We start from the raw sequence: 21,829 nt of genomic DNA on the forward strand, positions 1-21,829 counted from the left end.
ATAAGATGGAAAACAAAATAATAACTGCAGAAGATCAGGAAACCAGACCGGCGTTAACTGCGGAAGAAGAAGCCAGAGTAGCCGAATACAAATCGAAAATCGATATCAGCAATAAGAGTTATGTGATTCAGTATGGCGCTGCTTCTCAGAATAGAATGGTATCCTTTTCGGAAACGGTTCTTACGCAGGTGCGTAATAAAGATATGGGAGGAGTGGGAGAGTTGCTGTCCGGGTTGCTTACTAATCTGAAAACATTCGACCGGACGATGAACAGCAAAGGACTCTTCTCCATCTTCATGAGCCTGAAAAAGAAGTTGATACATCTTAAAAGCCAGTACTCGAAGGTGGAAACCAATGTGGTGCAGGTAGAGCGCCAGTTGGAGAAACATTATCAAACCTTGCTGAAGGATATACACCTTTTCGATCAGCTATATAAACAGAATGAGGGTTATTGCAGAGATTTGTCTTTATATATCTATGCCGGCGAGGATAAGATACAGGAACTTCGCTCTAAAGAACTCTCGAACGAAGAAACACAGCAGCTCCATTACTTCGAGAAGAAGCTGCACGACTTGAAAATCAGCCGTATGATTTCCTTGCAGATGGCTCCCCAGATACGGATGATACAGAACAACAGTGCCATGCTGATGGATAAAATACAATCGAGTATTGTAAACACGTTGCCTCTTTGGCGCAATCAGATGGTGCTTGCCTTAGGGCTGATTCACTCGCAGCAAGCCTTAGATGCACAGAAAGCTGTGAACGATGCTACCAACGAAATGCTTCGTCGCAACAGTGATATGCTTCGTTCATCTACCATAGAGCTGGCACGCGAGAGCGAACGAAGTATTGTAGATATGGATACGCTGCACAAAATTAATATCGACCTGTTTGCCACTATCGATGAAGTGATGTCCGTGCAGGAAGAAGGAAGGCAGAAAAGACTGGAAGCCGAGCGCGAGCTGCAAAAGGTGGAGTTGGAATTCCGAACAAAGATAAAAGATCTGAGTACATTATAATGAACACAGAGGCACAAAGACGCAGAGATTACAATCTTATTAGAAACAAGATACTCTGTGCTTTTGTGCCTCTGTGTTTATCTCTTTTTAATGACAATGACCACCGCCACAACCGCAATCGCTGCCTTGCTCATCTCCGCAGCCTCCGCAGTCGCCACCATCTTCGCATCCGCAGTTGCATCCACCGCCGCCGGACAGCATAGCTATCATGCCTTGAATTTCTTCCGGAGTAGCAACACGGCTTTCTACCACTTCGCCAACAAAGTTTAAGTCATCTCCTGCCAATGGGTGGTTCATGTCCATCACTACCACATCTTCTTTTACTTCTACTACAGTACCGTTCAGGCGACGTCCTTCGTTGTCCATCAGAGGAACCATGTTTCCCGGAGCAATCATTTTAGCGTCGAAACGACCATCAATCTCGAAAATATGTTTCGGAAGGTCTATTACGTGGTCTTCTTCATAATCTCCGTAGGCTTCGTCTACCGGAATAGTAAAGTCGAATTTATCACCTTTATTTAGTTTCAGAATTTCGGTTTCGAAATAATCAAGTGTAGATCCAAGACCGGAAATGAATTGGAATGGATGTTCTACCGTAGCTTCTTCTACTAATTCTTTTTCTCCCTTTTCATCAGTAGTATATAATTTATATGCTACAGTAATGTACTTGCTTTCTTCTTTCATTTTTGTTTTTGTATATTAATATATGTATTGCTTGAATCCTTTAGGTTCAATTTACAAAGATAGAGGATATAAAGATAAAAGTGAAAAGATAAAAGTGAAAAGTAAAGATAAAAGTGGAAAAAGAATGAAAAAGCCATACTTGGCAAATGCTACTGTCTTCGGGAGGAAATGCTACTGTCTTCGAGGGCAATTGCTACTGTCTGCGAGGGGAAATGCTACTGTCTTTTAATTGCAGTACAGTTTACTTTAAGGTTTTTCTATCTTTAGCTTCTTGCAGTCTGCTTTAGTTAGCTCAACGCCATTAACTTAGAGGCCAACGGCCTCTGTTCAATAGCATAGGGCAAAGCCCTATGTAATCAAAAACCGTGTATATCTCGTGACCCCAACGGGGTCAACCTGTTATATGCAAGATTGACCCCGTTGGGGTCGAAACACACGATATAATCATCCACATAGGGCTTTGCCCTATGCTATTGAGCAAAGGCCGTTGGCCTTTAATTAGAACTTAATGTCAGGTATTGTCACGCCATCTGAACTCCGAATTTGCTTCAACCCTTCAGCGTTGAGAGGCATTTTAGCACCTTACCACCCCCAGTCGCTACGCTTCACTGGGGGTTATTCAAAGTTCAATCCCTTCGGGATTTCTTAAGTTGATGTTATTAAGCTAAAGCAAACGGCAATTGATAAAAATACCCTTTATTGCCCCTATCTCTTTCAATTACTCGTATTTTTTCTCTTTTTTTCTTCTATTTGCTTGTATATTATAAAAAAGCACTTACCTTTGTGACGTATTTGAAATGAGAATATAGCATTATGAATAACAATACATCAATTATTCTTTCTCTATCTATTATTAACCTCGTGGTGGTCACATCAAGAGCGTGAGAAAGGTTTTGTTTGTATTGTCGTAAAGCAATAAGATATTAGTTAGAGCCTTTCTCACATTGTGGGGGAGGCTTTTTTAATTAAATGGAGATAAATATGAAACATCAACTACGCAGTTCTTTAAGCACACAAGGACGCCGCATGGCAGGAGCCCGCGCCTTATGGACGGCCAACGGCATGAAGAAAGAACAGTTAGGCAAACCCATTATTGCAATAGTGAACTCGTTTACCCAATTTGTGCCGGGACACGTGCACCTGCATAAGATTGGACAGCAAGTAAAAACCGAGATCGAAAAACTTGGTTGCTTTGCCGCAGAGTTCAACACCATTGCCATCGACGACGGTATTGCAATGGGGCATGACGGTATGCTCTACTCATTACCTTCGCGCGATATCATTGCCGACAGCGTAGAATATATGGTGAATGCTCATAAAGCCGATGCTATGATATGCATCAGCAACTGCGATAAAATAACTCCGGGTATGCTGATGGCAGCTATGAGGCTGAATATTCCCACTGTTTTTGTATCGGGCGGACCCATGGAAGCCGGAGAATTGAACGGACAACACTTAGATTTAATTGATGCCATGATAAAGTCGGCCGATCAAAGCGTGAGCGATGAAGAAGTGGCACAGATAGAAGCTGCTGCCTGTCCATCCTGCGGTAGTTGTTCGGGAATGTTTACGGCCAACTCCATGAACTGCCTGAACGAAGCTATCGGCTTGGCATTGCCCGGTAATGGCACCATTGTGGCCACCCATGCAAATCGCACGCGCTTATTTGAGGATGCAGCCAAACTAATTGTTGAAAATGCTTATAAATATTACCGCGATGGAGACGAAACCGTTCTTCCCCGAAGCATTGCCACCCGTGCTGCCTTCCTGAACTCCATGACATTAGATATTGCTATGGGAGGCTCTACCAATACAGTACTTCACCTGTTGGCTATTGCTCAGGAAGCCGAAGTAGACTTCACGATGGATGATATTGATATGCTTTCCCGTAAAACGCCCTGCTTATGCAAGGTAGCTCCCAATACACAAAAATACCATATACAAGATGTAAATCGTGCCGGAGGTATCATTGCCATACTCGGAGAACTTGCCAAAGGCGGATTGCTGGATACAAGCGTGCACCGTGCAGACGGCATGACATTGGCCGAAGTCATCGACAAATACGACATCATGAGCCCCAACGTAACCGATGCCGCCACCGGAAAGTACAAGAGTGCCGCGGCAGGTAAGTTCAATTTGGTATTAGGTTCGCAAGATACATATTATAAGGAGTTAGATAAAGACCGTGCCGAAGGCTGCATCCGAGATATGGCGCACGCCTACTCCAAAGATGGCGGACTGGCAGTATTGAAAGGAAACATTGCCCAAGATGGCTGTGTGGTAAAGACCGCCGGTGTGGACGAAAGTATATGGAAGTTTACAGGACCCACCAAAGTGTTCGATTCACAAGAAGCAGCCTGTGATGGAATCCTTGAAGGACGAGTCGTCAGTGGCGATGTGGTCGTCATCATTCACGAGGGGCCTAAAGGAGGACCCGGTATGCAGGAGATGCTTTACCCTACCTCTTATATCAAATCGCGTCACTTAGGAAAAGAATGTGCTTTGATTACCGACGGTCGTTTTAGTGGAGGAACTTCCGGGTTAAGTATCGGTCACGTATCTCCCGAAGCCGCTGCCGGAGGAAATATTGGTAAACTGCAAGATGGAGACATCATCGAAATCAATATACCCGAAAGATCAATCAACGTAAAACTAACAGACGAAGAATTGGCCGCTCGCCCCATGACACCCGTTACCCGGGAACGTTATGTATCGAAGAGCTTGAGAGCATACGCAAGTATGGTGAGCTCGGCAGATAAAGGAGCGGTGAGGGTGATTAATAGTTGAGAGTGGAGAGTTGAGAGTGGAGAGTTACGATGCCGCATGGCTAACTCTCAACTCTCTACTTTCAATTCTCAATTGAATAAAAACTTTCAATAAAACAAGAAATCATGACTAAAAAAGATAACAACAAACCACTCTCAACTCTCAACTCTCCACTCTCAACTGAGATTCTCTCAACAGAGGAGAGAATCTCCGGTGGCGAAGCATTAATGAGATCGTTGGAACATCATGGTGTGAAAACCATATTCGGATATCCGGGTGGCTCCATTATGCCGGTGTTTGATGCTTTGTATGATCATCTGAATACATTAAACCATATTCTGGTTCGCCATGAGCAGGGGGCTGCGCATGCAGCACAGGGGCTTGCCAGAGTATCCGGCGAGGTAGGCGTATGCTTGGTAACCAGCGGACCCGGAGCTACCAATACAGTGACCGGTGTGGCCGATGCTATGATCGACAGTACTCCTATGGTAGTTATAGCCGGACAGGTAGCCACTCCTTTTCTGGGTACGGACGCTTTTCAGGAAGTCGATTTAGTAGGTATCACTCAACCTATCTCCAAATGGAGCTACCAGATACAGCGTGCCGAAGATGTGGCATGGGCAGTAGCGCGCGCCTTTTACATTGCCAAAAGCGGACGACCGGGCCCGGTGGTGTTAGACTTTGCCAAGAACGCACAGGTAGAAATGGTAGATTATGAACCCTTGAAGCTTGACTTTATCCGCAGCTACGATCCTGAGCCGGATGTAGATGAAGAATATTTGCAAACAGCCGCTAAACTAATCAATAGCGCAAAGAAGCCTTTGGTGCTTGTAGGGCAAGGAGTAGAGTTAGGCAATGCCCAACAAGAACTACGCTCGTTTGTAGAGAAGGCAGATTTGCCTTTGGGCTGCACGCTGTTGGGGCTGTCGGCTGTTCCTTCCGATCATCCGTTGAATAAAGGTATGTTGGGAATGCATGGAAACCTTGCCCCCAATGTAAAAACCAATGAGTGCGATGTATTGATTGCCGTAGGTATGCGCTTTGACGATCGTGTAACCGGAAAGTTAGACACCTACGCCAAGCAAGCCAAGATTATACACCTGGATATCGACCCTTCCGAAATAGATAAGAACGTTAAGGTAGACATCCCCCTGCTGGGCGATTGTAAGCAAACATTGGCTCGCTTAACTCAACTGATTCAAGAGAATAAACATACAGCATGGATTGAAAGCTTTGCCGAATATGCCCAACAAGAGAACGAACAGGTTATCGAGAAAGAAATTCATCCGAAAGAAGGTCCGCTGAATATGGGCGAGGTGATTCGTGCCGTAAGCGAAGCTACTCATCATGAAGCTGTTTTGGTGACGGATGTCGGTCAGAATCAGATGATGGCTGCTCGCTACTTTAAGTATAGCAAGAATAGGAGTATTGTAACTTCCGGAGGTTTGGGAACCATGGGCTTCGGGCTTCCTGCTGCTATTGGTGCTACCTTTGGAGCTCCTCATCGTACTGTTTGCGCTTTCATGGGCGATGGTGGTTTGCAAATGAATATTCAGGAGTTGGGCACTATCATGGAGCAACAAGCCCCCGTAAAGGTAATTCTTCTTAATAATAACTATCTGGGCAATGTGCGTCAGTGGCAAGCAATGTTCTTCAACCGTCGCTATTCGTTCACCCCGATGATGAATCCGGATTATATGAAAATAGCATCAGCCTACGGAATCAACTCCCGTCGCGTCGTAAAGCGCGAAGAACTGCACGATGCCATCCGCGAGATGTTAACTACCGATGGGCCATTCGTCTTAGAAGCCTGTGTGATAGAAGAAGGTAACGTATTGCCAATGACACCTCCGGGAAGTAGTATAAATCAAATGTTGTTGGAATGTTGAACGAGTTATACAAGTTACGAGTTACAAGTTACGAGTTACAAGATGTTAGTGTAATCTGTGAACTGTATTTTATAACCCGTAACTTGTAACCTGTAACTTGTAACTCATAACCCGTAACTAAATAAAAATCATGGAGAAAACATTATATACCCTTATCGTTCATTCGGAGAACATAGCAGGATTACTCAATCAGGTGACGGCCGTATTTACCCGTCGCCAGCTTAATATAGAGAGCCTGAATGTGTCGGCTTCTTCCATTAAAGGAGTACATAAATATACCATCACTACGTGGGCTACCAAAGATGTGATAGAGAAAGTAGTGAAACAGATTGAGAAGAAAATAGATGTATTGCAAGCTCATTACTTTACGGACGATGAAATCTACTTCCACGAGATTGCGCTTTACAAGCTGTCTACTCCCGAGTTTCAGGAGAATCCGCTCGCATCTAAAATAATTCGTAGATACAGTGCCCGGGTGGTAGAGGTAAATCCGGTGTTTTGTATTGTCGAGAAGAACGGAATGAGCGAGGAAATCACCTCTTTATATAACGAGTTGCGTGCATTTAATTGTGTGTTGCAATTTGTACGCTCGGGGCGTGTAGCTATCACCACCAGTTGCTTTGAGCGAGTAAATGAATATCTAACCATGCGAGAAGAGAAATACCTTCAAAACAAAAAAGAAGAATGATCTATGAAAGAGAATAAAATTGGTACCTACCATTTTGTAGCCGAGCCTTTCCATGTAGACTTTAACGGGAAGCTAACCTTAGGCGTGTTGGGCAATCATTTGTTGAACTGTGCTGGGTTTCATGCCACCGATCGCGGCTTTGGAATGTCTACGCTCAACGAAGAAAACTATACTTGGGTACTATCCCGTTTGGCTATCGAACTGGATGATATGCCTTATCAATATGAGAAATTTACAGTTCAGACGTGGGTAGAGAATGTGTATCGCTTGTTTACCGACCGTAACTTTGCCATCCTTAATAAAGATGGAATAAAGATAGGCTATGCACGTTCTATCTGGGCTATGATCAATATGAATACCCGTAAGCCGGCCGACTTATTAAGTATGCACGACGGCAGCATCGCCCATTATATTTGCGAGGGAGAAGATTGCCCCATCGAGAAGCCTACCCGTATTAAAGTAGATACCAAAGAAGTGGCGGAAACCCTGGTAGCCAAATATAACGATATTGATGTGAACGGTCATATAAACAGCATCCGTTATATAGAACATATACTGGATTTATTCCCCATAGAATATTATCAAACCATGCGCGTTCGTCGTTTCGAGATAGCCTACATTGCCGAAGGCTACTATGGCGATGAACTGAAATTCTATAAAGAAGAGATTGGCGGTGGGGAATTTAGCGTAGAGATAAGAAAGAACCACGACGAAGTAGTTTGTCGTGCAAAAGTAATATTTGTATAGTCCCCCCAAACTATAAACTATAAACTCAAAACTATAAACTAAAAACTTATAACCCATAAACTCAAAAACTTAAATTAAAATGGCACAAATGAACTTTGGCGGAGTTACAGAAAACGTAGTAACTCGTGAAGAATTTCCATTGGAAAAAGCTCGTGAAGTATTGAAAGATGAAACCATTGCCGTAATCGGTTATGGTGTACAAGGCCCAGGACAGGCTTTGAACCTTCGCGACAATGGATTTAATGTAATTGTCGGACAACGCAAAGGCGGCAAAACCTGGGAAAAGGCAGTAGCCGACGGCTGGATACCCGGCGAAACGTTATTCGATATTGAAGAGGCTTGTCAGCGTGGTACTATTATTCAATACTTGCTGTCGGATGCCGCTCAGATTGAAGTATGGCCTACTGTAAAGAAACACCTTACTGCCGGTAAAGCACTTTATTTCTCGCACGGTTTCGGTATCACTTACAAAGAACGTACACATATTATTCCTCCGGCAGATGTAGATGTAATTTTGGTAGCTCCTAAAGGTTCGGGTACTTCATTGCGTACGATGTTCCTTGAAGGACGTGGCTTGAACTCTTCTTATGCCATCTTCCAAGATGCTACCGGCAACGCATGGAATCGTGTAGTAGCCTTAGGTATCGGTGTAGGTTCGGGTTATTTATTTGAAACTACCTTCGAAAGAGAAGTGTACTCCGACCTTACCGGCGAACGCGGTACATTGATGGGTGCTATTCAAGGAATCTTATTAGCTCAATATGAAGTATTGCGCGAAAACGGACACACTCCATCCGAAGCTTTCAATGAAACCGTAGAAGAGTTGACTCAATCATTAATGCCTTTATTCGCAAAGAATGGTATGGACTGGATGTACGCCAACTGCTCAACCACCGCTCAGCGTGGTGCCCTCGACTGGATGGGACCCTTCCACGATGCCACCAAACCGGTATTTGCCAAATTATACAACGAGGTAAAAGTAGGTAACGAAGCACAACGCTCTATCGACACCAACTCCAAACCCGATTACCGCGAAGGATTGGAAGCAGAGTTGAAAGAACTTCGCGAAAGCGAAATGTGGCAAGCAGGTGCAGTGGTACGTAAGTTGCGTCCGGAGAATAACTAATCACTTTTTAATCAGATAAATAAATGAGAGTGTTTCTGAGCGAGGCACTCTTTTTTTGTATTTTTTCTTCTGCTACTCCTTAAGAATTTGGAAAATTAAAATAAATATGAAACGGAAATTTATTATTACTTTGCATTAGATGGATAACTTGGATAATGCTTATTTGATCTGAATTTTGTTAATTTGTGCATTGAAAATAAATATCGCTCACAAAGATGCGTTTATTGCTAAACATTTTTTTATATTTGCAACGCTATATTATATAGCAGACATTTTATTTTAAGAAGCGTTTAGCTTATTCTATCTGAAGAAATCTGGACAATTTCGAAGACGTATAAGAATAAAATAAACGTTCTACCTCTCGTATATGTTATTGAAATATATACAAGTTGGGTGTGAGCGATTTTTTTTATCCACGTCTTGGGCAGTCCAGAGCCTCTTCAGGGGATAAACTAAGTTGGCTCACACTTCTTTTTTTATATAATCATTCCTCTGAGCCTCGGAATATATACATTATTTTAATTATGAGACAAAAAAGCATGAGAAAATTACGTTTTCTTTTGGCACTTAGTGTGGTTGGTTTAATGACAAGTTGTGCTTCTGTAAGCCGGACTGGAGTAGTTGCTCCTTTCGCTTATACAGAAGTTCACCCTAATGAAATCAGAGCGGAAGTAGATCTATCGGAGAAAAACAAGGTCATTGGGAAAGCTAATCAATGGTATCTCTTAGGAGTGCGAGTAAGCGGTGGTAATAAATATTTTGAGAATAATTCCGAAAAGCCATCTCTTTTTGGTAAAAGGGTAAAAAAAGCTCAGTCGTGTGCAATGTATGATGCATTGGATGGTGGAGAATATGATATAATTGCAAATCCCCAATACCGTAATACAGTTCATAACTATTTCTTTGGATTGGTAAAAGGGTATAAGGTTTCTGTAACTGGTTATGGTGGAAAGGTAAAGAAATTGTATCAACATACTGAACCAACAGACTACCAGACAATACAGAGATAATAGTATTGGTGCGAAACAGATCCGGATTATTGAAAGAATCCGGATCTATGTCTTTAAGGATAAATTTAGTAAAACCGTGATTATCAATTATGAATGAAGATTTAAGAATTGAAGCGCTTCATGCGCTAAACACAATGCCAAATATAAGCAAGAAAGATATACGAAATGTTATTGAAACTATACAAAGATGCTATATTAGTGTTCATCATGAAACTACTTTCGATGAAGTATATTTAAGTCAGGAGTTACAATACTTTATTGATGGTTTGGAATTGGGTGATTAATGAATAAAAACTGATTCATAATACAGCAGGAAAACCACAGGCATATATTCTAATGAACAAAAATTTATTCATTACATGGCTATAGCACATATATGATGCTTCTTATGTCAGGTTTTTCCACGCCCGCGGCAAAATCTTGTCACAGCCGTGATAAAACCTTGCTGCGGCCGTGGCAAAATCTCGTTACGGTCGTGCAAAATCTTGCTAAAGCAATATAGGAATATGTTGCAGGGGAAATTTGTTCAACAAAGATTGGGTAAAATCAGTTAGATGATGTTATCTTTGAACTTTTATTTCACAAAGTGGAATACCAGTAGAGGAGAAGATTGAATAAGACAATGGATAGAGTAGAAGAATCAGGTTTTGCAGTTCCTCATATAGTTTCGCTTTCCTCTCCGATGTCATACTATGTTGGTGAGGGGGTTACAGCTTGTTGCTACAAGGTGAATTATTATGGAAAATGGCTTTTGATGAAACGACTAAAAGAGGAATATCTTCAGAATACATTATACATAGCTGCTTTTAGAAAGGAATTTGAATTAGGAGTTCATTTGGATCATCCTAATATTGTGCGTTATGTGGATATCAAAGAAGATAAGGAAGGGTTATGTATTCTAACAGAATATGTGGATGGACTTACTTTAGATGAATTTCAGAAAGAAACCCCTACTCATTTTAAAAACAAAGTTAACCAAAAGCAATTTATTACAGAGTTGCTTGCTGCCATTGAATATCTGCATCAGCATCAAATACTGCATTTAGATCTGAAACCTGATAATATACTGATAACGAGACAAGGAAATCACGTAAAACTAATTGATTTTGGTTTTGCTTATCAGGATTGTTATCTTTATCAGCCAGCAGGTTCTGGAAAATATGCGGCTCCTGAACAAAAAACTAAAATAGGAAACCTGTCTCCCGCCTGCGATATATATGCAATTGGATGTATTCTTCGGGGTATTGGAGTTGGTTCAAAAGAATTCATTGGCAAATGTACTGCTTTCAATCCTCAAAAAAGATATCAGTCAATTAATGAAATGAGATCTTCAATGTTGTCAGCAATGAAGCGTCGGTATGCTGTAAGTGCTTTCTTATTAATCGTGATGGTATTTGTTTTCTGGGGAGGACAACTCATAGATAAGACTTTTATTACTGCACCCTCACTTCCTCCTGTTGATATGAATATTGAACAGGAGTCAGTGAAAGAAGATGTGTCATCTGCTTTTACATTTGTAATAACCCCCACTCCTTTAGAGGTTTCAATAATAGAAAAGATAAAAAAAGAAAGAGATACTAAAGCTTCTCTTTATGCTCTTTATTATCAACTCATAAGCACTGATGAATTACTTATGGAAGTGAAATTAGAGAATGGAAAATATGTGAAACTTCCTCCCAGCATCTATGAGGAACTCTATAAAAATGCCTTTAGCAAATATGCCCAATGATACTTCCAACCTTAATTTGCCAACTTCTTAAAGAAAAATCAGCTACTCAATTGTTGCGTCCTGCCGATTTTGCTGTATTGTCTGAATGTATTCTTGAAAAAACCGGTGAACGTTTGTCTGTTAATACGCTAAAGCGACTCTTTGGTACTCTTGCTGAAGTAGATCCCACTCAAACAACTTTAAATATTATTGCCCAATACTTGGAGTATCCTACTTGGAGTATCTTACAAAAAGAATTGGAAGGTACTAATTCTGGTTTTGGTGATTGTCCGGATTGCATCTTTCCTAAAGAATTTCATGTAGGGCAACAGCTTTATCTTGTCTATTCCCCAGATAGAGAATTGATTTTAGAAGTACAGCCGGATAAAACTTGCAAAGTTATTCATGTAAATAAAGGAAAATTGTATCCTGGTGATTTCCTTAGAATTGAATCTATTCTTCTTAATGCTCCCTTGGTAGTTAAAGAGGTTGTCAGAGGGGGAGTTTCTTTAGGCACATATACAGGTGCTAAGGAAGGAGGAGTGCTGATGATTACCGTTATTTCTTGATAATTTATTTTCTTAACTATTTCCTTTTGTGGTAAATTTTGTATATATTTGATCGTAAAGAATAGGTAGTTCATGTGATATGAATTACAACACTCTGGCTTTATTCATTTATTTGTTAACTGCCAGAGAAACAATAAGGTCTCCAGAGTGAGCCAAATTAAAAGGAAATAAATGGGTTTTATTATTGTGGCCTTTGCTGGTCGCCTAAAAAAAGAAAATAGAAATGACAACACAAAATATTTAAGAAAGTCAGCAAGAAAGGTATTAGCTCAAACTGTTTTATCAGTTCTTTTTATGATTATGCCATTGTTGGCAATATCACAGAATGTCTTCAGTTTAGAGTTCTCGTTGCCTAACAGGGATGGTGTAAACATTCATTACAGGTTTATTGCAGATTATGAAGTAGCGGTAATATCTAAACGTAGTGTTTCTTATCAAGGAATAATTAACATACCAACTACAGTAAACTATGGTGGAAGAAGTTGCACTGTTGTTAAAATAGAAGAGGCTGCATTTTATAATTGTGCTTTATTACTTGAGATTACTCTTCCTGGCACTATTGTAGAAATTGGTCGCATGGCTTTCTGTGGTTGCAGGAATTTACAGTCAATAAATTTTTCGAGGAATCTTAAGAAACTTGGGGAAGCTTGTTTTGCAAATTGTAGTAGTTTAAAGGATGTTGTATTACCTAACTCGCTAGAATATGTTGGTAAGAGTGCTTTTTATGATTGTGCAAATCTCAAACGTGTAGTTTTATCTCGTCGAATGGTTGAGATAAAATTTAATTCTTTTGGGAATTGCGAGAAGCTGACGGATGTTATTATACCCGAAGGTGTTAAATACATAGACATGGCAGCTTTTGATAATTGTAAGTCGTTGGAAGTTATTTCTCTACCTAGTAGTATACCTCTTATGAATCGGAATGTTTTTATGGAGCGTTTTAATTTAAAGAAGATAAAGGTTCAAGGCAATTCTATCTATATGAAATAACTTGTTAGGATATACTTTATTTATTAAAGTATCATTCTTTCTCTACCAAACCTTCACTTTCGTAGTTAAAATCATACTCTTTGTCTCTTTTTTATATGCTGTGCAAAATAAATGTATACTTTTGCTCCGAATTTGGAACAACAAACAATTAACAACATCTCTTTAAAAGACAAAGACATTAACCAATGACATTAACTAAAACATTCCGTATAATTACGGGCATTCTACTATCTGTTATCTCAATTTCGGTTTCGGCTCAAAACTACAGAGTCACAGGATTGGTTTCCGATGCTAAAACAGCAGAAGCTCTGATTGGCGTATCCATCTATGTAGAGGGGAAGCCAAATGTAGGAACTACTACCGATTCGAAAGGCAGGTATAATCTGTCTCTCTCCAAAGGAAGCCATAAGCTGCACCTGAACTACATGGGCTATGAAGAGAAAGTAGTTAACGTATCGCTTGTTAACGCTGCAATGAAACAAAATATCCAAATGTTGCAAACATCCGTAGAGCTCGAAGAAGTAGTAGTTACTTCTCGCCGGACGGATGCCAATGTAACTGATCCTCAGGTGGGAGTTACTCAATTAGAGCTTCCTCAGTTGAATAAGCTTCCCGTATTGATGGGCGAGCGAGATATTATTAAGTCTTTAGAATTGATGCCCGGAGTAAAGAGTGCCGGTGAGGGTAGTTCCGGTTTCTTCGTGCGTGGCGGAACTTCGGATCAGAACCTGATTATGCTCGACAATGTGTCTATCTACAATGCATCCCATTTAATGGGCTTCTTTTCTACATTCAATTCGGATGTGATAAGAGATGCTGCTTTGTACAAAGGCCCCATTCCGGCGCAATATGGCGAACGCCTGTCTGCCATTCTCGATGTTCAGCAGCGAAATGGCGATATGCAGAACTACGGAGTTTCCGGGGGTATCGGTCTGATCTCTTCCAAACTGAATGTAGAAGGACCTATTCAGAAAGGAAAATCCTCGTTTTTGTTGGGAGCACGCAGAACGTATGCAGATGCCATTGCCCGTTTATCGGGAATAAGCGAAGCACAGAATGCTTATCTGTATTTCTATGATTTGAATATGAAACTCTATTTTGCTCTTTCGGACAAAGACCAACTATCCGTTTCCGGATATCTGGGAAGAGATAAAATGGTGTTGAAAGATGTAGCCGAGATGGGATGGGGAAATGCCTTCCTCAATGCCAAGTGGACAAGGAATATCAACCCTAAATGGCTTTCTACCTCTTCGTTGCAGTTCAGCCAATATTCCTACGGATACGATATGGATATGGGAGGAATGCAAGAAGATGGAAACGCAAAGATCAGAGATTACGGTTTTAAACACGAGCTTCAGTTTACCTCCAATGCAAACAGCACTTGGCGTGCAGGGCTACAGTCTACCTATCATGATATTGCCCCCGGCGATTTTGATGTAGATTCTGATGTTGAGAATAATATCCACCTTCATCACCGCTACTCTTGGGAGAATGGTTTGTATCTTTCCAACCAACTGAAACTGAACAACAGACTGGAATTGCTGTACGGACTCCGACTTTCTACTTTCTCCGCTCTCGGTAAAGGCGAATATTATAAGTTGAACGAACATCGCGAAGTAACGGATAGTATCTGGCACGGTTCGGGCAAATTTGTGAAAACGTATATCAACCTCGAACCTCGTATGTCGGCTGTTTATAAACTGAATGCTACTTCATCTGTTAAGGGCTCTTATGCGCGTACTACACAGAATATGCATTTGCTCACTTACGTATCGGCCGGTACTCCTTTTGATAGGTGGACATCCAGCTCCAACAACATTAAACCTCAGATAGCCGATCAGTTTACACTGGGTTATTTCAGAAACTTTGGCAATAATGTATATGAGTTTAGCGTAGAGGCTTACTATAAGGATATGCGCAATCAGTTGGACTTTAAAGATCATGCAGAGTTTCAAGGCTATGATGTAATCGATACGGAAGTATTGGTAGGCAAGGGTAGAGCATACGGAGTGGAGTTTATGTTGAAGAAACGTACCGGAAGATTAAATGGTTGGCTTAGCTACACACTGGCAAAGTCGGAGAAAAAGATTAACGGCATCAATGAAGGTAACTGGTACGATGCTTATCAGGATCGAACGCACGACATCTCTTTGGTAGGTATCTATGAACTAAATCGCAAGTGGACACTGTCTGCCGCATGGGTTTATTACACCGGAAATGCTATAACCTACCCCAGTGGTAAGTATCAGGTTGATGGAAAAGACGTGATGTATTATGCCGAGCGAAACGGCTACCGGGCACCTGCCTACCATCGCTTGGACTTAGGTGCCACCTGCCTGCTGAAAAAGACTGCCAAGTTTGAGTCGGAATTGGCTTTCAGCCTTTACAATGCTTATGGAAGGAAGAATGCGTATATGATTCAGTTCCGTACAAACGATGATGATCCCGGGAAGACATCTGCCTATCGCTATTCTTTATTTACTTATGTGCCATCTATATCGTGGAACTTTAAATTTTAACCGAACATTATTGAGAATTATGAATAGAAAGATACTTTTTACTGCTGCCGCGTTTCTGTTGGCTTTTACTGCCTGCGAAGATATTATAGATGTAGACTTAAATTCTGTAGAACCTCGTTTGGTGATCGACGCTTCCATCCGTATGGGTGCTCCTGCCGAGGTGCGCATCACCAAAACGAAAGACTTTAGCGATAATACGGCTTATACCCCGATATCGGAGGCTGTTGTGTCTATTAGCGATGATGCCGGAAATACAGAAGTATTGCCTTACGATGCATCGGGCAAGTTTATAGCCACCACCATAAGGGGTGTTGAGCGCAGAACCTATCAGTTGACCGTTACCTATGAAGAAGTGGAGTATACGGCTACCACCTATATGCCTCCCCGGGTGGAGATTGATTCTTTAACTCAATGGAAATTTCCGATACACGACTATCCATTTCCTCAGATTCATTTCAAAGATCCCATAGGAAAGGAAAACGAGTATTACCGGCTTATCATTGGGATTAATGACGAATATCCCCGGTTGAGGGAACCGCTGATTTCTACCGAATTTATGGATGGAAGTATGGTTCATCTGCCCGTATTTGTAAGCTATGAAGACGGAAGAGATGAAGATGCCATTAAGAAAGGTGATAAGATAACTGTAGAAATGCGCTGTATAGACAAAGGCACTTATACCTTCTTCTATACAAGAGATAATATGGAGAATGCATTAGCCAACCCCACAAGCAATATATCGGGTGGTGCATTGGGGTACTTTGGTGCGTATTCGTATACCAGCAAGGAGATTGTAATGGAGTGGTAATAAAAAGAGGGTGTGCCCACAACACGGACACACCCTCTTTTAATCATGAAATTTAAATATGTTAAGTTAGAATGCTATAAGCTGTTTAGATGGTGCCGGCGTAACTTCAAAAGCAACGGCAGCACATCCTTGCTTAATGCCTTTGGGCAAGGTAATAACAATATCTCCATCGTTTGTTTTTGTCCACTTCACTTTTTGTCCGGTAGGTACATACCGAATAGCACTTCCTTTTTTTGGCTCCCAACCTTTCCATGAAATGGTTTCGGGTATAGCTTCTCCCTCTGTCAGACAAGTGATGGAATAGATTTTCTTACCATCTTTGCTTTGGGTAAACCAGGTGTTTCCGTCGTTGTACACTTGGGCATTGCGAGTACCATAGATGGCTTTTCCGTTTTGCGAAGTCCATTCGCCAATGCCTTTCAGTCGGTCTACCACTTCGTTGGGCAGTGTTCCGTCGGGTTTAGGACCTATACCTAATAGTAAGCTTCCGCCTTTGGCCACAATCTCCACCAATTTATGAATAACGGTAGCCGATGATTTATAAGGATCATTGGGAGTAAAGCCCCAGTCTTTTCCTAAGGTGATGCAGCTTTCCCACGGATTGTTTAATTGCTTATCGGGTATCCCTTGCTCGGGGGTTTGGTAGTTTTCGTTTTTGCCGGCTATGGTTCTGTCTACCATAAGCAAGTTTGGCTGATAGCTTCTGGCCATTGCGGCAATCTTATCCATGTCTATTTCCATAGCTCCCAAGAAGCTTGTGCCTAATCGTTCTCTTTCTCCCGGACGTTCGGGACGCACCCAACCACCGTCTAACCAAAGGATATCGATGGAACCGTAATCTCCGTTCATCAGTTCTTCGATTTGATTGTAGGTGAATTTCTCGAACTGCTTCCATCTCCAAGGGTTTTTGGCAATGTTGTAGTTCACTCTTCTGTTGGGGGTAGCGTACCGATCCCACCAGAAATATTGCGAATGCCAGTCCGGCTTAGAGAAGTAAGCACCAATCATATAGCCATCGTTGCGGAAAGCATTGAATACTTCTTTAGCAATGTTGCTGCGTGGATGATCTTTAAAAGCTCCTTTGGTAATGGAGAAGTCGGAGTACTTGGTGTCGAACATCGCGAAACCGTCATGATGCTTAGTCGTGAATACTACATACTTCATACCGGCTTCTTTTCCGTAACGAGCCCATGATTCCGGGTCGAGTTTTACAGGGTTAAAGCGGTCGATGGTAGACCAGTATTGACGTTTGTATTCGTCGTAACAGATGGTTGAGTCACGAGGAATCCAGTCGGCTTCTTCGGCACAGATAGACCATGATTCTACAATGCCTAACTCAGAGTATAGACCGTAGTGAATAATCATTCCGAACTTCAGATCTTGCCATTTATCGAGCTTTTCGAGTACTCCTTTTTCGGTAGGCCAGGTGTAGGATTTCGACATTCCGTGAGCGTGCCCTTGATCTTGGGCAGATAGAAATGCAGGAAAGATAACTGCAAGTAATAATGAATAAAATGCTTTCTTTTTCATGAACTGATTATTAAAATTTAAAGGTTCAGACGCAAAGTTATGAATTTTGTGCGGATTGGAATAACATTTTGTAAAAAGAATGCTTGGTTAGTGTAGAGGCATCTCCCAGTATAACGAGCTTCATACGGGCACGGGTGATGGCTACATTCATTCTCCGCAAATCGTTTAGGAAGCCTATTTGTCCGTCGGTGTTGGCACGTACCAAACTGATAAAAATAACATCTCGCTCCTGCCCTTGAAAACCGTCTACCGTATTAATACTAATTGCGTTGCGATACGGACGAAAGAAATTGTAGCTTCTGAGCTTATTCCTTAAATATTGCACTTGTGCCTTATAAGGTGATATTAAACCGAAGTCAATCCGTTCGTTTACAATGCGTTCCCTGCCGATACGAATAATGTATTCTTGCAATTTCAGGAGTAAGAGATCGGCTTCGGCTTTGTTGATACGCCCAAAAGTATCTCCCACAAATTCTTCTTGAAACTCGTATTCTGAAGTATCTATCCATGTCATAGGGGTATCATAATCCAAGATCCCTCTGTGGCGTACCTCCGGAGCTGCTTCGAGCATTCCCTCATAGAACCAATCGGAGGAAAAACGCATGATGGCTTCGTGCATGCGGTATTGCACCTTCAATAATGAAACAACCGATGGTTTGGTGGCGGCTATTTTTTCCATGAGCGTTTGGCTAAGTCCTTCCCGGGCTGCCTCATAACATTTAATGGTGGGTGGTAGCTGTTGATGATCTCCGGCAAGGATAACACGATCGGCTTTTCGAATAGCAACCCAACAGGCTGCTTCGAGTGCCTGAGCAGCTTCATCAATAAATAAAGAGGTAAAATACCGACCGGTTAATATCCGGTGGTTGGAGCTTATTAAAGTGGAGGCAATTACCCTTGCCTGCGAAAATAAATCTTCGTTAATTAAGATTTCTAATTCGGTGGCTCGGTCTTTCAAACGACTCATTCGGCTGCGCATTCCTTCTCTTTCCGAATAACTGCCTTTCCTCATTCTACCATGCAACTCACGAATGGATTGGCGCACACTCCATAACTCGGTGTAAGCAGGGTGGTTCTCGAATTGGCGTTCGTATGTAAAAGAGAGCATTTTATCATTAACACGGGTAGGATTGCCAATGCGTAATACAGGCACACCTCGATCTACCAGTTTTTCGGAAATCCAATCCACAGCCATATTGCTTTGTGCGCAAACTAAAACCTGGTTCTCTCGATGCAATGTTTCGTAAATAGCTTCTACCAGCGTGGTGGTCTTTCCGGTTCCGGGAGGACCGTGCACAATGGCTACATCTTTGGAGCTGAGCACTTTGTTTACGGCACTTTCTTGTGTGGCATTCAGCCAGGGAAAACGAATAGGGAAGAGATCTCGTTGGCGAGGTGGGAGAGGACCAATCAGGGTATCGCGTAATTCGGCCAATCTGTTTCCTTTGGCTCGTAATACATCGGATAGGGCTTCAAACATGGTTTGATAGCTTGTTTCGTTGAAATAAAGTTGAATACCTAATAAGTCACAAGCTTGTATATCTGTTAATGAATTTGTATGAGGGAGGGCGATAACCATTCGATCATTGTCGACATAGCTAACTTGTGCCGTGAATTTGAAGTAATGTAGTTTCCCGGTTGCATCTTGGGTAAAGAAGCATACAGGCCTGCCGAACTCGAAAGAATGTTCAATCTCTTTGTCTTCTCTCCGCTCTATCTCTACAACTAACTGGTTTAATGAATTATAAAAACTCCGTGTTGCCTTTACCGGAAACCAGCAAAGCCCTCTCTTGATCTTTCTGCCGATTCCCATGATTTCGGTTTGTCGTTGGAATTCCTCTTTTTCATGCTCATACTCCATACGTAGTAAAAGCTGTTGTTTTTGCAAGTTGAGCTCTGCTACTGAAGTTTTTTTATTATTTTTGTCCACAAGTAAACTCTAATGATGATTTTGCCGACAAAGGTAACCAATACTTGTTTTTTAGTATGTTGTTTCAATAATTTGTTTTATAATATAAATTAGTAATCCATGATGAGAAGAAATGAAATGATACGAACGGCAGGCTTTTGCTTGTCTATACTTTTTTTGAGCGGATGTAGCACTGTGGCTGTAACGGGCCGTAAACAATTAAGTTTGGTGTCCGATCAGGAAGTGATGAGCCTGAGCGCACAAAGCTTTTCGGAATATATGAAAGTAGCCCAACCCTCTGCCGATAAGAAAAATACAGCTATGGTGGAGCGTGTAGGGCGGAATGTGGCCAATGCGGTAGAAGAATATCTCCGTGCCAATGGTCGCGAGAAAGAGGCAGCAGAGTTCGTTTGGGAATTTCACCTGGTAGCTGATCCCGAAGCCAATGCCTTTTGTATGCCCGGCGGGAAGATTGTGGTAAATGAGGGAATTTTACCTTATACACAAGATGAAGAAGGACTGGCCGTGGTGTTGGGGCATGAAGTAGCTCATGCAGTGGCGAAGCACTCAGCCGAACGTATGAGTCAGCAAATGGTAATGAATTATGGAGGAGTAGCCGCCGGGTTGTTATTGAGTAAGAAGTCTGAAATGGTTCAAACCTTAGGAATGCAGGTTTACGGCTTAGGCGCACAATATGGCGTGATGCTTCCTTATTCTCGCCTGAACGAAAGTGAAGCCGACCATTTAGGGTTGGTATTTATTGCTATGGCAGGTTATAACCCGGAGGCAGCCATCCCGTTTTGGCAACGTATGTCTCAAGGAGGATCGAAGGTGCCGGAGTTTATGAGTACTCACCCTTCGGATGAAACACGTATAAAGAAGCTGCAAAAATTAATGCCTGATGCACTGAAGTATTATAAAAAGCAAGGAACATCAACAGGGACGATCCATTTTAATTTTTAGGTGTATTGGGAGTTTCACCACAGATTAACGCAGATTTCCACAGATTATTAACTAAAAACTCTGTTCTCTTTGGCTTTGTAATGGAATAATTTGATCTGTGAAAATCTGTGTTAATCTGTGGTGAATTAATTCAAAACAGTTTTGTATTAGTCTTTTAGTCTATCACAGCCCCTCTATCTCCTCTATCGACAGCCCTGTTGCTTGAGCTATAATATCAGCCGCTACTCCAAGCTGCTTGAATTTTCGTGCATTAGCAATTTTTTCTTCTTTTACACCTTCTTCACGACCTTCTTCACGACCTTCTTCACGACCAATTTTCAGACCTTGCTCCATTCCTTTCTGCAAGCCTTGCTCCATTCCTGCTTTTAATCCTCTTCGCTCTGCACTACTGTATAGCGTTTTCTCCACACTAATAATATCCCAAAACTTCTCATAACCCAGCAGTTGAGCATCAGTAAAGGCAGATTCCTCTAAGGCAGTAACAGCCTTCTTTATTTGTGGGTTATCCATTAGCTCTTGCGGAACTTCTCTTGTATGTTGGCTGATTTCCGTAAGATAACGAAGCCACAATACCTGCATTTTCTTAGCAGCGTAGGTGTTGGGTGTAAACTTGGGAAGCTCAACAAATATCAGGTGAAGACCGTTGATTACCTTTTCAGTATGCTCTACGTGCACCAGTTTGTAGTAATGGTAATAGCCCTCTAAATCCGATTCGAATACTTCATTTACCAGGTTGAGTGAATATACCGGTTGCAAAAGCTCATAATGTTCGCCGGTATCTATCTGCCGAACATAAGCCTTGGAGGCATTGAACAATACACGCTGCTTAAACTCGGGCGACCATATCATTTGCATCTCTACAATAAACTGCCTGCCTTGTTTGTCTTTACAGCGAACGTCTACA

The 21,829-nt window shown here is 41.8% G+C and carries 18 protein-coding genes; 14 read left to right on the top strand and 4 right to left on the bottom strand.

The window, feature by feature from the left end; translation table 11 throughout:
* Window positions 1-5: 5 nt before the first annotated feature.
* Window positions 6-1,019, top strand: a complete 1,014-nt coding sequence (locus tag D0T60_RS09930; protein WP_163218030.1) for a toxic anion resistance protein — start codon at window positions 6-8, stop codon at window positions 1,017-1,019.
* A gap of 87 nt (window positions 1,020-1,106) precedes the next feature.
* Here the strand turns inward: D0T60_RS09930 and D0T60_RS09935 are convergent, their stop codons facing one another.
* Window positions 1,107-1,703: a peptidylprolyl isomerase gene (locus tag D0T60_RS09935; protein WP_163218031.1), complete on the bottom strand. Its 597-nt coding sequence runs from the start codon at window positions 1,701-1,703 to the stop codon at window positions 1,107-1,109.
* A gap of 981 nt (window positions 1,704-2,684) precedes the next feature.
* Between D0T60_RS09935 and ilvD the strand changes: the two genes are divergently transcribed.
* The 12 genes from ilvD (at window position 2,685) to D0T60_RS09995 (ending at window position 16,523) form a co-directional block, all read left to right on the top strand.
* Window positions 2,685-4,490 carry a dihydroxy-acid dehydratase gene (gene ilvD / locus D0T60_RS09940; RefSeq protein ID WP_163218032.1) on the top strand — a complete coding sequence of 602 codons (1,806 nt, stop codon included), beginning with the start codon at window positions 2,685-2,687 and terminating at the stop codon, window positions 4,488-4,490.
* A 104-nt stretch (window positions 4,491-4,594) separates the two neighbouring features.
* Window positions 4,595-6,358 (top strand): biosynthetic-type acetolactate synthase large subunit, encoded by a 1,764-nt coding sequence (gene ilvB, locus D0T60_RS09945; protein WP_163218033.1) that lies wholly within the window; start codon window positions 4,595-4,597, stop codon window positions 6,356-6,358.
* A 130-nt stretch (window positions 6,359-6,488) separates the two neighbouring features.
* On the top strand, window positions 6,489-7,046 hold the full coding sequence (gene ilvN, locus D0T60_RS09950) for an acetolactate synthase small subunit (protein ID WP_163218034.1): 558 nt from the start codon (window positions 6,489-6,491) through the stop codon (window positions 7,044-7,046).
* A 3-nt stretch (window positions 7,047-7,049) separates the two neighbouring features.
* Window positions 7,050-7,793: an acyl-[acyl-carrier-protein] thioesterase gene (locus D0T60_RS09955; RefSeq protein ID WP_163218035.1), complete on the top strand. Its 744-nt coding sequence runs from the start codon at window positions 7,050-7,052 to the stop codon at window positions 7,791-7,793.
* A 79-nt stretch (window positions 7,794-7,872) separates the two neighbouring features.
* Complete coding sequence (ilvC, locus tag D0T60_RS09960; RefSeq protein ID WP_163218036.1) at window positions 7,873-8,919, top strand: ketol-acid reductoisomerase; 1,047 nt, start codon at window positions 7,873-7,875, stop codon at window positions 8,917-8,919.
* 539 nt (window positions 8,920-9,458) lie between these two features.
* Window positions 9,459-9,929, top strand: coding sequence for a hypothetical protein (locus tag D0T60_RS09965; protein WP_163218037.1), 471 nt, complete (start codon window positions 9,459-9,461; stop codon window positions 9,927-9,929).
* A gap of 89 nt (window positions 9,930-10,018) precedes the next feature.
* Window positions 10,019-10,213, top strand: coding sequence for a hypothetical protein (locus D0T60_RS09970; RefSeq protein ID WP_163218038.1), 195 nt, complete (start codon window positions 10,019-10,021; stop codon window positions 10,211-10,213).
* 338 nt (window positions 10,214-10,551) lie between these two features.
* Window positions 10,552-11,658, top strand: coding sequence for a serine/threonine-protein kinase (locus tag D0T60_RS09975; RefSeq protein ID WP_163218039.1), 1,107 nt, complete (start codon window positions 10,552-10,554; stop codon window positions 11,656-11,658).
* Window positions 11,655-12,206 (top strand): hypothetical protein, encoded by a 552-nt coding sequence (locus tag D0T60_RS09980; RefSeq protein WP_163218040.1) that lies wholly within the window; start codon window positions 11,655-11,657, stop codon window positions 12,204-12,206. Before D0T60_RS09975 ends, D0T60_RS09980 begins: the two co-directional genes overlap by 4 nt.
* A gap of 171 nt (window positions 12,207-12,377) precedes the next feature.
* Window positions 12,378-13,196 carry a leucine-rich repeat domain-containing protein gene (locus tag D0T60_RS09985; protein WP_163218041.1) on the top strand — a complete coding sequence of 273 codons (819 nt, stop codon included), beginning with the start codon at window positions 12,378-12,380 and terminating at the stop codon, window positions 13,194-13,196.
* 185 nt (window positions 13,197-13,381) lie between these two features.
* Window positions 13,382-15,715, top strand: coding sequence for a TonB-dependent receptor (locus tag D0T60_RS09990; RefSeq protein WP_163218042.1), 2,334 nt, complete (start codon window positions 13,382-13,384; stop codon window positions 15,713-15,715).
* Window positions 15,716-15,734: 19 nt separating this feature from the next.
* Window positions 15,735-16,523: a DUF4249 domain-containing protein gene (locus D0T60_RS09995; RefSeq protein WP_239059537.1), complete on the top strand. Its 789-nt coding sequence runs from the start codon at window positions 15,735-15,737 to the stop codon at window positions 16,521-16,523.
* 66 nt (window positions 16,524-16,589) lie between these two features.
* On the opposite strand, the gene D0T60_RS10000 is transcribed toward D0T60_RS09995, so the two are convergent.
* Together D0T60_RS10000 and D0T60_RS10005 are read right to left on the bottom strand one after the other, a co-directional pair.
* Entirely contained in the window at window positions 16,590-18,053 is a 1,464-nt protein-coding gene (locus D0T60_RS10000) for an alpha-L-fucosidase (protein ID WP_163218044.1), read from the bottom strand.
* A gap of 37 nt (window positions 18,054-18,090) precedes the next feature.
* Window positions 18,091-19,983, bottom strand: coding sequence for an AAA domain-containing protein (locus tag D0T60_RS10005; RefSeq protein ID WP_370524409.1), 1,893 nt, complete (start codon window positions 19,981-19,983; stop codon window positions 18,091-18,093).
* A 117-nt stretch (window positions 19,984-20,100) separates the two neighbouring features.
* Between D0T60_RS10005 and D0T60_RS10010 the strand changes: the two genes are divergently transcribed.
* The gene (locus D0T60_RS10010) at window positions 20,101-20,925 is read left to right on the top strand and encodes a M48 family metallopeptidase (RefSeq protein ID WP_163218094.1); all 825 of its coding nucleotides are present in this window, start codon (window positions 20,101-20,103) and stop codon (window positions 20,923-20,925) included.
* Window positions 20,926-21,087: 162 nt separating this feature from the next.
* On the opposite strand, the gene D0T60_RS10015 is transcribed toward D0T60_RS10010, so the two are convergent.
* Window positions 21,088-21,829 (bottom strand): Rpn family recombination-promoting nuclease/putative transposase (locus tag D0T60_RS10015; RefSeq protein WP_163218045.1); only part of this gene is annotated, 742 nt, incomplete at its 5' end.

The organism is Bacteroides sp. 224, from assembly GCF_010500995.1.
Lineage (GTDB): Bacteria > Bacteroidota > Bacteroidia > Bacteroidales > Bacteroidaceae > Bacteroides.